The 13,414-nt window shown below is 63.6% G+C and carries 15 protein-coding genes; 9 read left to right on the top strand and 6 right to left on the bottom strand.

The features are described from left to right. Positions 1 to 55: 55 nt before the first annotated feature. Positions 56 to 1,609 (top strand): acetolactate synthase large subunit, encoded by a 1,554-nt coding sequence (locus tag NLY37_RS19675; protein WP_023742903.1) that lies wholly within the window; start codon positions 56 to 58, stop codon positions 1,607 to 1,609. Positions 1,610 to 1,620: 11 nt separating this feature from the next. On the opposite strand, the gene NLY37_RS19670 is transcribed toward NLY37_RS19675, so the two are convergent. Further along, positions 1,621 to 1,923 carry a BolA family protein gene (locus tag NLY37_RS19670; RefSeq protein WP_023742902.1) on the bottom strand — a complete coding sequence of 101 codons (303 nt, stop codon included), beginning with the start codon at positions 1,921 to 1,923 and terminating at the stop codon, positions 1,621 to 1,623. A 168-nt stretch (positions 1,924 to 2,091) separates the two neighbouring features. Here NLY37_RS19670 and NLY37_RS19665 point away from each other — a divergent pair, with 168 nt between their 5' ends. The 4 genes from NLY37_RS19665 (at position 2,092) to NLY37_RS19650 (ending at position 6,763) form a co-directional block, all read left to right on the top strand. Next, entirely contained in the window at positions 2,092 to 2,721 is a 630-nt protein-coding gene (locus NLY37_RS19665) for a J domain-containing protein (RefSeq protein ID WP_032887126.1), read from the top strand. Between the two features lie 123 nt (positions 2,722 to 2,844). After that, entirely contained in the window at positions 2,845 to 3,831 is a 987-nt protein-coding gene (cobS, locus tag NLY37_RS19660; protein WP_023670677.1) for a cobaltochelatase subunit CobS, read from the top strand. Between the two features lie 11 nt (positions 3,832 to 3,842). Then, entirely contained in the window at positions 3,843 to 5,741 is a 1,899-nt protein-coding gene (gene cobT, locus NLY37_RS19655; protein ID WP_023742901.1) for a cobaltochelatase subunit CobT, read from the top strand. Then, a complete protein-coding gene (locus NLY37_RS19650; RefSeq protein WP_023742900.1) occupies positions 5,738 to 6,763 on the top strand; it encodes an esterase-like activity of phytase family protein in 1,026 nt (341 codons plus the stop codon). Before cobT ends, NLY37_RS19650 begins: the two co-directional genes overlap by 4 nt. A 5-nt stretch (positions 6,764 to 6,768) precedes the next feature. On the opposite strand, the gene NLY37_RS19645 is transcribed toward NLY37_RS19650, so the two are convergent. From NLY37_RS19645 to rpmB, 3 genes are all read right to left on the bottom strand, one after another. Then, on the bottom strand, positions 6,769 to 7,440 hold the full coding sequence (locus tag NLY37_RS19645; protein WP_023742899.1) for a polyamine aminopropyltransferase: 672 nt from the start codon (positions 7,438 to 7,440) through the stop codon (positions 6,769 to 6,771). A 3-nt stretch (positions 7,441 to 7,443) separates the two neighbouring features. Next, positions 7,444 to 8,124, bottom strand: coding sequence for a queuosine precursor transporter (locus tag NLY37_RS19640; RefSeq protein WP_023731082.1), 681 nt, complete (start codon positions 8,122 to 8,124; stop codon positions 7,444 to 7,446). Between the two features lie 162 nt (positions 8,125 to 8,286). Beyond that, positions 8,287 to 8,583, bottom strand: a complete 297-nt coding sequence (gene rpmB, locus NLY37_RS19635; RefSeq protein ID WP_023670682.1) for a 50S ribosomal protein L28 — start codon at positions 8,581 to 8,583, stop codon at positions 8,287 to 8,289. 259 nt (positions 8,584 to 8,842) lie between these two features. Here rpmB and NLY37_RS19630 point away from each other — a divergent pair, with 259 nt between their 5' ends. From NLY37_RS19630 to NLY37_RS19620, 3 genes are read left to right on the top strand one after another with little or no spacing between them, the layout of a single operon-like run. Next, positions 8,843 to 9,643 (top strand): DUF3108 domain-containing protein, encoded by an 801-nt coding sequence (locus NLY37_RS19630; RefSeq protein WP_023685359.1) that lies wholly within the window; start codon positions 8,843 to 8,845, stop codon positions 9,641 to 9,643. Positions 9,644 to 9,687: 44 nt separating this feature from the next. Further along, positions 9,688 to 10,575 (top strand): aromatic amino acid exporter YddG, encoded by an 888-nt coding sequence (gene yddG, locus NLY37_RS19625; protein WP_023670684.1) that lies wholly within the window; start codon positions 9,688 to 9,690, stop codon positions 10,573 to 10,575. Beyond that, positions 10,572 to 11,246, top strand: coding sequence for a lysoplasmalogenase family protein (locus tag NLY37_RS19620; protein ID WP_023742898.1), 675 nt, complete (start codon positions 10,572 to 10,574; stop codon positions 11,244 to 11,246). The genes yddG and NLY37_RS19620 overlap by 4 nt, the downstream gene beginning before the upstream one ends. On the opposite strand, the gene NLY37_RS19615 is transcribed toward NLY37_RS19620, so the two are convergent. After that, entirely contained in the window at positions 11,243 to 11,674 is a 432-nt protein-coding gene (locus NLY37_RS19615; RefSeq protein WP_023699114.1) for a cupin domain-containing protein, read from the bottom strand. The genes NLY37_RS19620 and NLY37_RS19615 overlap by 4 nt on opposite strands. A 20-nt stretch (positions 11,675 to 11,694) precedes the next feature. Next, positions 11,695 to 12,462, bottom strand: a complete 768-nt coding sequence (gloB, locus tag NLY37_RS19610; protein WP_023670687.1) for a hydroxyacylglutathione hydrolase — start codon at positions 12,460 to 12,462, stop codon at positions 11,695 to 11,697. 118 nt (positions 12,463 to 12,580) lie between these two features. On the opposite strand from gloB, the gene NLY37_RS19605 reads away from it, so the two are divergent. Next, positions 12,581 to 13,363, top strand: coding sequence for a class I SAM-dependent methyltransferase (locus NLY37_RS19605; RefSeq protein ID WP_023670688.1), 783 nt, complete (start codon positions 12,581 to 12,583; stop codon positions 13,361 to 13,363). The last annotated feature ends 51 nt before the right edge of the window (positions 13,364 to 13,414 follow it).

The raw sequence follows: 13,414 nt of genomic DNA, 5'->3' as shown, positions 1-13,414 counted from the left end.
GACCCGGCGGCTACAGGTGCAATTGTTCCTGAGTTGTCGATTGGGAAAGAAAATCATGAATGGCGCCGATCTGCTGTGCGACGTGCTCCTGGCCAATGACGTCACGGTCTGCTTCGCCAATCCTGGCACATCCGAAATGCATTTCGTTGCCGCACTGGACCGCAAACCTCAGATGCGCTGCGTGCTCGGCCTGTTCGAGGGCGTGGTGACCGGCGCCGCCGACGGCTATGCGCGCATGACCGACCGCCCGGCAGCAACGTTGCTGCATACCGGACCGGGTCTCGCCAACGGTTTGGCCAACATGCACAACGCAAGGCGTGCGCGCAGCCCGATGATCAACATTGTCGGCGACCATGCTTCCTACCATCTGCCGCTCGATGCCCCGCTGACCAGCGACATAGAAGGCCTGGCGTCGCCGATGTCGAACTGGGTTGGCCGCGTCAAGGGGCCGGCCGATATTGTGCCGGCCGCAGAGGCGGCTTTCCGCGCCTCACTCACGCCGCCTGGCGTCACGACCTTGATCCTGCCTGCGGATGCCGCCTGGGGCGAAGTTGCTGCGATTTCGCCTGGCAAGGTGAAGCTGGAGCCGCCGCCCGCCGTCGACATGGCTGTTGTGCGCACGATCGCCGAAGCAATCCGCGCCGCGCCGGGCCGTGTCGGCATGGTGGTGCGTGGGCAGGCGGCGCGCGCCGATGGACTTGAAATCGCAGGGAGAATGTCATCGGGAAGCGATGTCAGGCTGTTCAGTGAGGTTCTGATCGCCCGCATGCAGCGCGGCCGCGGGCGGTTCGCCCCGACCCGCATTCCCTATCCGGTCGATGCGGCGACGGCCACGCTCCGGGATATCGATTTGCTGGTGCTGGTCGGCGCCAAGGAGCCGGTTGCCTTCTTCGCTTATCCCGGCAAGCCCGGGCGGCTGGTTCGGGACGATTGCAAGGTGCTTTCGCTGGCGGCGCATGGCCAGGATCTGAAAGCGGCGCTGGAGGCGCTGGCCGACGAGCTCGGCATCAAGCCGACGCAGCAATTCGCCGCCGCAACCGCCTTTCCAGACGAACCGACGCTGAGCGGCAGACTGACGGACGATGCCATCGCGCTGTCGGTGGCGCGCAAACTTCCGGCCAATGCCATCGTCTGCGACGAAGCGGTCACCTCGGCGAGACGGTTCTTCACGCTATCCGCCTTTGCGGCGCCGCACGACTACATGATGGGTACGGGCGGATCGATCGGCGGCGGCATTCCCATGGCTACCGGCGCGGCGATCGCCTGCCCGGACCGCAAGGTGATCAATCTCGAAGCCGACGGCAGTGGCATGTACACGGTGCAGGGACTGTGGACCCAGGCCAGGGAAAAGCTTGACGTCGTGACCATCATCTTTTCCAACCGGACCTACGCCATCCTGCATGGCGAAATGAAGAATGTCGGGGTCAATGAGATCGGCGAGAACGCCAGGCGCATGCTCGATCTCGACCATCCGGCGCTGGACTGGGTTGCGCTGGCCAAAGGCATGGGCGTCGAGGCGGCCCGCGCCGACACGTGCGAGCGGTTCGACGCGCTGCTCGACAGTGCCCTGTCGCGTCCGGGACCGTTTCTCATTGAAGCGGTGATCTGAGGCGGAGAGACTTACCAACGGGTCTTTTCGCCGGGTGCAGCCGGTTCGATTGCCAGCGCATGGACGCCGGCTTGCAGCTCCGCTGCCAGCAATTCGTTGACGGCGCGGTGGCGGTCGATGCGGCTCATGCCGGCAAAGACGGATGAGACGATGCGGACGCGAAAATGCGTCTCGCCAGTGCCTTCATAGGCAGCGTGATGGTCGGAGCCGTGGTGGTGATGACCGGCATGGAGATGGCTTTCATTGACGATCGCCAGGCGCTCCGGCGAAAACGCCTTGTTCAGCTTGTCTTCCATCGTCGCCTGTATGGACATCGCCATCTCCCTTCACCATATCTGCAAGGCGTGATCGGGAAATCGGGATCGATCCCGCCGGGCCGCCTCAAAAATCGCCATTCGCCCTGCTTTATGCCGCGATTCAGCGGTTAGGGCGATGATCGCGAAAATGTCAATTCTTGTTTCGCACGTGCGAACAGCCCATAAATGGGTGAGATGAAACCGTACCCCAAATATTTCGAGAAAATTCGGGTCCGTCCCGACAAGGATGCGGAGCTGAAGTCGCACTCGCCGATCTGCCAGTGGGACGGCTGCAAGGAGGCCGGTACCCACCGGGCGCCGGTCGGACGCATGAAGGAAGGCGAGTATTTTCAGTTCTGCTTCGATCATGTGCGCGAATACAACAAGGGTTTCAACTACTTCTCCGGCGTGCCGGACACCGAGATAGCCCGCTTCCAGAAGGAAGCGATGACCGGCCACCGGCCGACATGGAAGATGGGCGTCGCCGGCGCCTCGACGCGCTCCTCGCCCGATTTCGCCCAGCAGCGTTCCGGTCGCGCCGGCTATTACAACCGCATGCGCGATCCTTTCGACCTGTTCAAAGGGCCGAAGGACCCGCGCGAGGCGCGCGAACGCAAGGCCAAGCCGCTTGAGGCCAAGGCGCTGGAAACGCTTGGCCTTGATACAAAGGCGACTGGCAAGGACATCAAGGCGCGCTATAAGGAACTTGTGAAGCGCCACCATCCGGATGCGAATGGCGGCGATAGAGGTTCGGAAGACCGGTTCCGCGATGTGCTGCAGGCCTATCGCGTGCTCAAGCAGGCGGGTTTGTGCTGAGCAACCTAACGGTTCGTGTCGTTTTCCAACTTTCATAAGGGTGGAAAAGGCTCTAAGACCGCCCCCGGACAAAAACGATTGCCGGCGAAATCAGGCATTTCGCCCGTGGAGACTCGGATAGAGATGAACAAGGTCGATCGCGACATCGCCAATTTGCCCGACACGACGGTGTCGGTGAAAGACAAATTCGGCTTCGAGTCCAAGATGGTGGTGCCGGCTTATTCGGTGACCTCGGAACATGTGCCGGACATCGATCCGGATTATCTGTTCGACAAGGCGACGACGCTGGCGATCCTTGCCGGCTTTGCCTACAATCGCCGCGTCATGGTCTCGGGCTATCACGGCACCGGCAAATCGACGCATATCGAACAGGTCGCAGCCCGTCTGAATTGGCCCTGCGTGCGCGTCAACCTCGACAGCCATGTCAGCCGTATCGATCTCGTGGGCAAGGACGCCATCGTCGTCAAGGACGGCCTGCAGATCACGGAATTCCGCGACGGCATCCTGCCTTGGGCCTACCAGCACAATGTCGCGCTCTGCTTTGACGAGTACGATGCCGGCCGTCCGGACGTGATGTTCGTCATCCAGCGCGTGCTGGAATCGTCGGGCCGCCTGACGCTGCTCGACCAGAGCCGGGTCATCCGCCCGCATCCGGCGTTCCGGCTGTTTTCGACCGCCAACACGGTCGGCCTCGGCGACACCACCGGCCTCTATCACGGCACGCAGCAGATCAACCAGGCGCAGATGGATCGCTGGTCGATCGTCACCACGCTGAACTACCTGCCGCACGACAATGAGGTGAACATCGTGCTGGCCAAGGCCAAGCACTATCGCGACGGCAAGGGCAAGGACATCGTCAACAAGATGGTGCGCGTCGCCGACATGACGCGCTCGGCCTTCATCAATGGCGATCTGTCGACCGTGATGAGCCCGCGTACCGTCATCACCTGGGCCGAAAATGCCGAGATCTTCGGCAATATCGGCATGGCGTTCCGGCTGACCTTCCTCAACAAGTGCGACGAGCTGGAGCGTTCGGTGGTGGCCGAGTTCTACCAGCGCGCCTTCGGCGAGGACCTGCCCGAGAGCGCCGCCAACGTGGTGCTGGGCTGAGCAGAGCCTCGATGGCGGGTCCGGGCGACAACACGCGCAACAAGTCGAAGACGGGGTCTGAAGCCGACAGCTTCAAGCGTGCCGTCACCGTCTGCATGCGCGCCATCGCCGGCGACAAGGAGCTCGAAGTCGGTTTCGCCAAGGACCGCCCGGCGCTCGCCGGCAGCCGCGCCCGTCTGCCCGAACTGCCGAAGAAAGCGTCCAAGACAGACATCGCGATTACTCGTGGCCTGGGCGATTCCATGGCGCTGAAGCGCGCCTGCCACGATCAGCGTATCCACACCAAACTGGCGCCGGAAGGCAAGCTGGCGCGCTCGATCTATGACGCCGTGGAACAGGCCCGCGTCGAGGCGATCGGCAGCCGCGCCATGCAGGGCGTCGCCGACAATATCGGCTCCATGCTGGAGGACAAATACGCCAAGGCCAACCTTGTCGACGTCAAGGACAAGGCCGACGCGCCGATCGAGGAAGCGCTGGCGCTGATGGTGCGCGAAAAGCTGACCGGGCGGCCGATCCCGAAGAGCGGCGAGCGGCTGGTCGACCTCTGGCGGCCCTGGGTCGAGGAGAAGGCCAAGGCCGATCTCGACGGACTGTCGGCCAAGCTCGGCGACCAGCAGGCCTTCGCCCGCGTCGTGCGTGAGATGCTGGCGTCCATGGAGATGGCCGAGGAACTCGGCGACGATCAGGAGACCGAAGACTCCGAGGACAATGACGAGAACCAGCCGCAAGGCGAGGAGCAGAGCGAGGAGGGCGGCGAAGAGGATTCCGGCTCCGAGCAGTCGCAATCCGAGGATGCCGAGGCCTCGGCCGACGACGAACAGTCGTCCGAGACTGAGGCCTCCGACGCCACTGCCGACGATCTTTCCGACGATGACGATGCGGACGCCGAAACGCCGGGCGAGGCGCGCCGTAACGACAACCCGTTCGCCAACCTGCCGAAAGAGATCGACTACAAGGTTTTCACCACCGCCTTCGACGAGACGGTCGGTGCGGAAGAGCTGTGCGAGGAAGAAGAACTCGACCGGCTGCGCGCCTTCCTCGACAAGCAACTGGCCAATCTCTCCGGCGTCGTCGGACGGCTCGCCAACCGGCTGCAGCGCCGCCTGATGGCGCAGCAGAACCGTTCCTGGGATTTCGACCTCGAAGAGGGTTATCTCGATCCGGCACGCCTGGTTCGTGTCGTCATCGACCCGATGCAGCCCTTGTCGTTCAAGCAGGAGCGCGACACCAAATTCCGCGACACGGTGGTGACGCTGGTGCTCGACAATTCGGGCTCGATGCGCGGTCGGCCGATCACGGTTGCCGCCACCTGTGCCGACATTCTGGCGCGCACGCTGGAGCGCTGCGGCGTCTCGGTCGAGATCCTCGGCTTCACCACGCGGGCGTGGAAGGGCGGACAGGCTCGCGAGAAGTGGCTGAAGGACGGCAAGCCGCCGAACCCCGGCCGGCTCAACGATCTGCGCCACATCATCTACAAATCCGCCGATCATCCGTGGCGTCGCGCCCGGCGCAATCTCGGCCTGATGATGCGCGAGGGCCTGCTCAAGGAAAACATCGACGGCGAGGCGTTGTTATGGGCGCACAACCGGCTGATCGCCCGGCCCGAACAGCGCAAGATCCTGATGATGATCTCGGACGGCGCGCCGGTTGACGATTCGACGCTGTCGGTCAATCCTGGCAACTATCTCGAGCGGCACCTGCGCGCCGTCATCGAGCTGATCGAGACGCGCTCGCCGGTCGAGCTTCTGGCCATCGGCATCGGCCACGACGTCACCCGCTATTACAGGCGCGCCGTCACCATCGTCGATGCCGAGGAACTGGCCGGCGCCATGACCGAGCAGCTGGCCTCGCTGTTCGCCGAGGAAAACGTGCGCGATACACGCCGCGGCGGCTACCGGCGCGCCGGATGATTTTTTTGCGCGGCGGGTTTCGGCAGATGCTCTTCGCGGTCACTGCCTTGTCTGGCATGGCGTTTGCGCCGGCCATCGCCGCCGGCCCAAGCGCGGTCGAGCCGGTCGAAGTCTCGGCGCGGCCGATCACCACCTTCCATATCGGCAGCGCCGACAAGCAGTTTGGGCCGCTGGAATTCGTCGGCGGTCTTGAGATGAACTCGACGACGCGCGATTTCGGCGCGCTGTCGGCATTTCGGTTCGTCAAACCCGGCAGCGATTTCATCGGCGTCGCCGATACGGGCTTCTGGTTCTTCGGCTCTATCACCCATAATGCCGACAAGCGGCCGTCCGGCATCCAGAATTTCCGCATGCAGCAGATGGTCGATGAGAAGGGCCGGCCGATCGACAGGAAATGGGAAGTCGATGCCGAGGGCCTTGCAGTCAAGGACGGCATCGCCACCGTCGGCTTCGAGCGCGATCACCGCGTCGCCCAGTTCAAGATCGACCCCAGCAACATGACGGCGCCGTTCAAGCAACTGAACTTTCTGGTTCCAGCCCGCGAACTGCGACAGAACCGCGGTTTCGAGACCGTCACCCACGCCAATCCCAACGGCCAGCACGAGGGCGGCCTCGTCGTGGTCTCGGAAAAGAGCTTGGACAAGGCTGGCAACATCTATGCCGCCATCATCGAAGGGCCGCACAAGGGCGTCTTCACGATCAAGCGCAACGGCGATTTCGACATCACCGACGGCGCTTTCCTGCCGGATGGCGACCTGCTGCTTTTGGAGCGCAGTTTCTCGATGGCCGGCGGTGTCAGGATGCGGCTAAGGCGCATCTATGGCGAAAGCGTCGAGAAGGGCGCGGTTGCCGACGGGCCGGTGCTGATGGAAGCCGACATGGGCTACCAGATCGACAATATGGAAGGGCTCGACGTCTGGACCCGCGATGACGGAGCGCTGATGGTGTCGCTGATCTCGGACGACAACCATTCGATCCTGCAGCGCAACCTCTATCTGGAATTCATCCTGCACCAGGATTGAGAGCCCTAAGGCTTGGTGGCGATCCAGATGACGTGGCGCGCGCCGCGCTTGCCATTGGCGCGCGTCTTCACCTCGTCCACGACAAAGCCCGCCTGCTTGAGCCTAAGTGTGAAGCCGGCATCGGGGCCTTGCGACCAAACAGCCAGCACGCCCCCGGGCCTGAGCGCTGCACGCGCCGCGCCGAGGCCGGCAGCGCCATAGAGGGCGTCGTTGCCCCTGTAGACGATGCCTTGGGGGCCATTGTCGATATCGAGCAGGATGGCGTCCCAGGCTGCCTTGTCGGATCTTATGATGTGCCCGGCGTCGGCTTCGCGAACCGTCACACGGGGATCGTCGAGACAGCCGGCGAAGACCGCCTCCATGGGGCCGCGCGCCCAGGCGATGACGGCGGGGACAAGCTCGGCAACGGTGATGCCTGCGTCGGCGCCCATTTGGGCAAGCGCAGCGCGCAGCGTAAAACCCATGCCGAGGCCGCCGATCAGGATTCTCGGTTGGGCGCGGCCGCCGATCTTTTCACAGGAGAGCTTGGCCAGCGCTTCCTCGGAGCCGCTGAGGCGGCTGTTCATCAGCTCATTGGTGCCGAGCATGATCGAGAATTCGCTGCCGCGCTGCTTGAGGCGCAGTTCCTGTCCGCCGTCAGGCGTTTTGGCCGAGCCGAGCTGGACCCAGGGAATCACGGCCTAGACAGCCACGGCCGGCTGGCTCCAGTGGGCGGCGAGCAGCCGGTAGGGGATCAGGGCCACAACAGCGATGATCAGCTTCACCGAGAGGTCGCCCAGCGCCCAGGAGACCCAGCGCATGGACTCGACCGGCAGCACGCCCATCAGCGGCGCCGTCTCCAGCGCAAAGCTGTCGTTCGGGCCGGCAAAAGCGAAGGCGGCCGAAAAGGCGATGCTGAAGAACACCAGGGTGTCGAACACCGAGCCGACCAGCGTGCCGACGATCGGCGCGCGCCACCAGCTCTGCCGGCGCAACCGGTTGAACACGGTGACGTCGAGCAATTGCGCGCAAAGGAAGGCCGCGCCGGAAGCTGTGGCGATGCGCACCAGCCGGTCGGCTGATGTCTCGAACTCGATCAGGCCGTGGCGAAACAGGAAGGGCGGGACGAGGATCGAGCAGACCACAGCGGTCATGAAGCCGACAAGGACGATGCGGCGCGCCACGGTCGGCCCGTAGCGGCGGTTGGCAAGGTCGGTGACCAGGAAGGAGAAGGGATAGGTGAAGGCGCCCCAGGTCAGGATGTCGCCCAGCGACAGACCGCCGGCCTGGCCCTGCATCGGGAACTGCACGAGGATGTTCGATGCCACGACGACAAGCGCCATGGCGGCCACAAAGGGCAGATATCGCGAGAAGGAAGTCATTTTTTTATCCTGGGTAATGGAACCAGCCAGGCGCTAGCCGAAGTTCGGGTCGCGCTGCCTTGCAAGTTTTGAGCATCGGATTGCTCCGATGCTGCTGCCTTAGAAGTTTTGAGCATCGGATTGCTCCGATGCTCAGGGCGGTCGTCCCCCGCCTTGATATCGTTAAGCGGCGGGCTGGTCGGCCAGCTTCTTGGCGATCTGCTTCTTCAACAGGCGCGCGCGCTGCGACAATTCCTTGGCGTCGGCCTTGGCCAGGAAGGCGTCGAGGCCGCCGCGATGCTCGACCGAACGCAGCGCGTTGGCCGAAATGCGCAGGCGCACATTCTGGTTCAGCGCTTCCGAAATCAGCGTCACATTGACGAGGTTCGGCAGGAAGCGGCGCTTGGTCTTGTTGTTGGCGTGGCTCACATTGTTGCCGGTCTGGACTGCCTTGGCAGTGAGTTCACAGGTGCGGGACATGGTTCTAACCTTCAGTTCTGTCTAGCCTGCCAAACCTTGTTCGCCCGCGCCGGGTGGCGCGCGGTTTCAGTCAGGCGGCCTTATGGAAAAGTTGGCGTTCCTTAGTTGCATTTCGCCAATGCGTCAAGCTCCGGCTTGCCCACGACTGTGACGGGCGTTTCACATAAAGGCCGGAATTCAGCCTATAAGCGGTCGGACAGGGACATTTCAAGCCGGAGTCGCCCGCCTCCGGTTAAAAAAATCAAGGACCGAGCCCGCCATGCTTCGCCCGTCACATGCCGTTGTCGCCATATTTGTCGCCGCCTTGCCAACATCAACCCTTGCCGCCGCGCCCGCAGCCACCGCACAGTCCTTCAAGGGCGAATACACGGTGTCGTTCCTGGGCCTTTCCGTGGCCAAGGCGACATTTTCCAGCCACTACGAAGGCGATAGCTATTCCATAGACGGCACCGTCTCCAGCGCGGGTCTCGCCACCTTGTTCGACGACACGAGCGGCACGATCTCGTCAAAGGGCAAGATCCTGGGCAAGCAGATGCAGCCGCAGGTATTTCGCGCCGATTATAAGTCCGGCAAGAAGGCTTCCATGGTCGATATCCGCTTTGCCAATGGCGCGGTGACCGCCACCCAGATCATTCCCGAGCCGAAAAAGCGCAATCCCAAAAACTGGATACCGCTGGGCAGCAACGATCTGGCATCGGTGCTCGATCCGATGGCGGCTACCGTCATCCATGCTGACAGCCTCGACCAGGTCTGTGGGCGCAAGGTGAAATTCTATGACGGCGAGATGCGCGCCGACCTGACGCTGACCTACGCCTCGAAAGGATCGATCTCGGTCAAGGGCTACAAGGGCGACACCGTTACCTGCAAGATGAGCTTCGAGCCGGTGGCAGGCTACCGCAAGGGCCGCAAGGCGCTGAATTACCTGAAGAAGAAGAGCCAGATGATGGTGACGTTTGCACCGCTCGGCCAAACCGGCATATATGCGCCGATCCACGCCACGGTCGGGACGCAGATCGGCACCTTGACTGTCAGCGCGGGGCGGTTCGAAGCTACTGAATAGACGCGCCCACCCGAATAGAATGGGGCGAGTCGCCGGAGACGGGCATGGGGCGCGCAACACTGATCGGTTTCTCGGCGGTCGCCATGTGGGCGCTGCTGGCGTTGCTCACCGATGCGTCGGGCGCCGTGCCGCCATTCTTGCTCTCGGCCATCACCTTCACCATCGGCACCGCCGTCGGGTTGGTTGCCCGGCTGTTCATGCCGGCGACCGATAAAAGCCTGAAGATCCCACGCCAGGTCTGGGTGATCGGCATTGCCGGACTGTTCGGCTACCATTTCTTCTATTTCACCGCGCTGCGCAACGCGCCGGCGGTCGAGGCAAGCCTGATCGCCTATCTGTGGCCGCTGCTGATCGTGCTGGGATCAGCGCTGATGCCGGGCGAGAAGCTGGCCTGGAACCATGTCGTCGGCGCGCTGCTCGGGCTCGCCGGGACCGTGCTGATCGTCACCAAGGGTGGCGGCCTCGCCTTCGATGCTCGCTACACCTTCGGCTATGCGATGGCGGCCGTCTGTGCGCTGCTGTGGTCGTCCTATTCGCTGCTGTCGCGGCGCTTTCCGGCGGTGCCGACCTCAATCGTCACCTGGTTCTGCGCCGCCACGGCAGCCCTGTCCCTCATCTGCCATCTTCTGCTGGAAAAGACGGTGCTGCCCGATGGCCCCGGCCAGTGGCTGGCGGTGGTTGGTTTGGGGTTGATGCCGGTGGGTGCCGCCTTCTACGCCTGGGATATCGGCGTCAAACGAGGCAACATCCAGGTGCTCGGCGCGGCAAGCTATGCGGCGCCACTGCTGTCGACATTGGTGCTGATCGCGGCGGGCGTTGCCGAGCCGTCGCTGCGTATCCTGGCGGCCTGCGTACTGATCACCGGCGGCGCGGCGCTGGCGGCGAAATCGTTGTTCCTGCGCAAGGCGGCAACTGGCGGGGCAAGCGCATGACGATGCCGTTTGCCGGCGGCATCGACGCCAACGCAAATGCAACATTGATTTTTTCGCTGGTGGCGGCGGTGATCTACGCCTTCACCCTGGACATGCGGCCGACGCTGGCCCGCTCGGCGGCAAAGACGCTGGCCGTGGCCATGCTTGCGGCGCTGGCCTTCATGCAAGGTGGGCCGCTGTTGCTCGTCTCTGCGCTGGCGCTCAGCGCCGTCGGCGATGCCTTCCTGTCGCGTGACGGCGAAAAGGCCTTCCTCGGCGGGCTGGCCAGCTTCCTTGCGGCGCATGTCCTCTATGTGCCGCTCTTCCTGCTCGGCGGCGGCGGGCTGGATGTGCTCAGCACCGAGACATGGCGCGGCGCCATCGCGCTTGCCATGGCGGCCTTCGCAGTCGTCATGCTGGCGGCGCTCTGGCGCCGTGTCAGTCCCGGCCTGCGGGTGCCGATCGCCATCTATATCGCGGCCATTCTGGCGATGGGCATCTCGGCGTTGACGCTCGCCAATCCGTGGGTCATCGGCGGCGCTGTTATGTTCATGGCATCGGACGGGCTGCTTGCCGCGGAGAAATTCCTGGTTCCGGCAATAGCACCCTATCGCGCCGGCATCCGTTATGCGGTCTGGGTGCTCTACTATGCCGCCCAGCTCTGCATAACTCTTGGTTTTCTTCTGGCCTAAGGCTGCCAGCCCGGCTCGGCCATTTCAAACGCGGCGAAGTCGAAGCCCGGCGCCACGGTGCAGCCGACCAACGTCCATTCGCCGAGGCTGCGCGCCGATTGCCACCAGCCGGCCGGCACGACGATCTGCGGCCGCTCGCCCGCCGCAAGCTCAATGCCGAGCACCTGCTCGATCACCTGGTTAAGCATTGGACTACCTTCCTCGCACATCGACAGCGCCAGCGGCGCTCCGGCATGGAAGTGCCAGACCTCGGCCGCGTCCTTGACCCGGTGCCAGGCCGAAATCTGGTCCTGTTCAAGGAGGAAATAGATCGCCGTCGAATGGCCACGCGCGCCACCGGCGCCGTCGCGAAAGGTCTCGGCATACCAGCCGCCTTCCGGATGCGGCTTGAGGCCAAGCATGGCGATGATTTCAGCGGCGCTGGTCATGGCTGATCCCGGAACGATGCTCAGAAATTGTCCTTGCGCTTGCGGATTTCCGCGAACACTTCGGCGTCGGAGGCCTCCTCCATACCGAGATGCTTGCGGATCGCCGGGTCGTGCCAGCGCAGGAACGGATTGGTCGACAATTCCTCGCCGATCGTGGTCGGCAGCGTCGCCTTGTTGTCGGCGCGCAGGGTCTCGATCTTGGCGGCGCGTTCTTTCAGCGCCGAATTGGTCGGGTCGACGGTCAACGCAAAGCGGGCGTTCGAAAGCGTATACTCATGGCCGCAATAGATGACCGTGTCCGCCGGGAGTGCGGCGAGCTTCTTCAGCGACTCATACATCACCGGCGGCTTGCATTCGAACAGCCGGCCGCAGCCGAGCGCGAACAAAGTGTCGGCGGTGAACGCCACTTTCGAGGCCGGAAAATGATAGGAGACATGGCCCGCAGTGTGGCCGGGCGTGGCGATGACATCGATCCGCTCGCCGCCGAGATGGACGACCGAGCCTTGCCCGACGGTCTCGTCGATGCCGGGGATCTTTTCCTTTTCAGCCTCCGGTCCGACGATGCGCAGCTTGAAGCGCTCCTTCAGCGCCAGATTGGCCTCGACATGGTCGACATGGTGGTGGGTGGTCAGGATCATCGTCGGCTTCCAGCCGGTACGCTCGATCGCGGCAATGATCGGCGCTTCTTCGGGCGCGTCGATAATGGCGGTCTCGCCGCTTTTCGGGTCATGCACCAGCACGCCGAAATTGTCGCTGCGGCACATGAACTGTTCGATTTCGACGGGCATTGGCATCTCTCCATCTGTTGGCGCAGACATAGGGCGCTTGGCCGCCGATGTCACTCTAGCTTTGCAGAACGTGCCGGCTTTGTTGAACTTGGGCGGCATCGCAGCTACCGTCCCGCGCATGCATTCCGATATCGTCGATCTCCGCTCCTTCTATTCGACCACGCTCGGCCGCCTGGCTGAACGCTCGATCACCATGGCGCTGTCCTCAATATGGGCAACAGTGCCCAATGAGCGGCTGGTCGGGCTCGGCTATACCTTGCCGTGGCTGGAGCGGTTCGGCACCGATGCCGAGCGGGTGTTTGCCTTCATGCCTGCTACGCAAGGCGCCGTCGTCTGGCCGGCGAACGGGCCGACGGCTACGGCGCTGGTCTTCGACGAGGAATTGCCGCTGGTCGATTCCTGCATCGACCGCATGCTGCTCGTGCATTCGCTCGAACATGTCGAAAACCCGCGCGAGACGCTGAACGAGATCTGGCGGGTGCTGTCGCCGGCAGGGCGCGTCGTCATCGTCGTGCCCAACCGGCGCGGTGTCTGGGCGCGGTTCGAGCACACGCCGTTCGGCAATGGCCGGCCGTTCTCGCGCGGCCAGCTGACAGAATTGCTCCGCGAGGCGAATTTCACACCGGCTTCCTGGTCCGACGCGCTGTTCTTCCCGCCATCGCCGCGGCGCTTCATGATGCGGTTCCACAATGTGCTGGAGCGCGCCGGCCGGCGGTTCTGGCCGATCTTTTCCGGCGTCATCGTGGTCGAGGCGCAGAAGCGGCTCTATCAGGGCGTGCCGGTCGCGCAGCGCGCCTCGCGCCGTGTCTTCGTGCCGGTACTGTCACCGCACGGTGCGACGCGGCTTGGCCGCCGGGCGGAAGGGGTGACATCGACGACGCGTCAGGTGACACCTTCGTGATCATCATGAAAACTGGTGTTGCGTGGGTTTTTCCCACCTATCTGTCGCAGG

The sequence above is a fragment of the Mesorhizobium sp. C395A genome (genome assembly GCF_030323205.1).
In the GTDB taxonomy this organism is placed as follows: Bacteria; Pseudomonadota; Alphaproteobacteria; order Rhizobiales; family Rhizobiaceae; genus Mesorhizobium.
The sequence above is the reverse complement of the archived record's forward strand: the minus strand, read 5'-3'. Positions and strand labels throughout refer to the sequence as shown.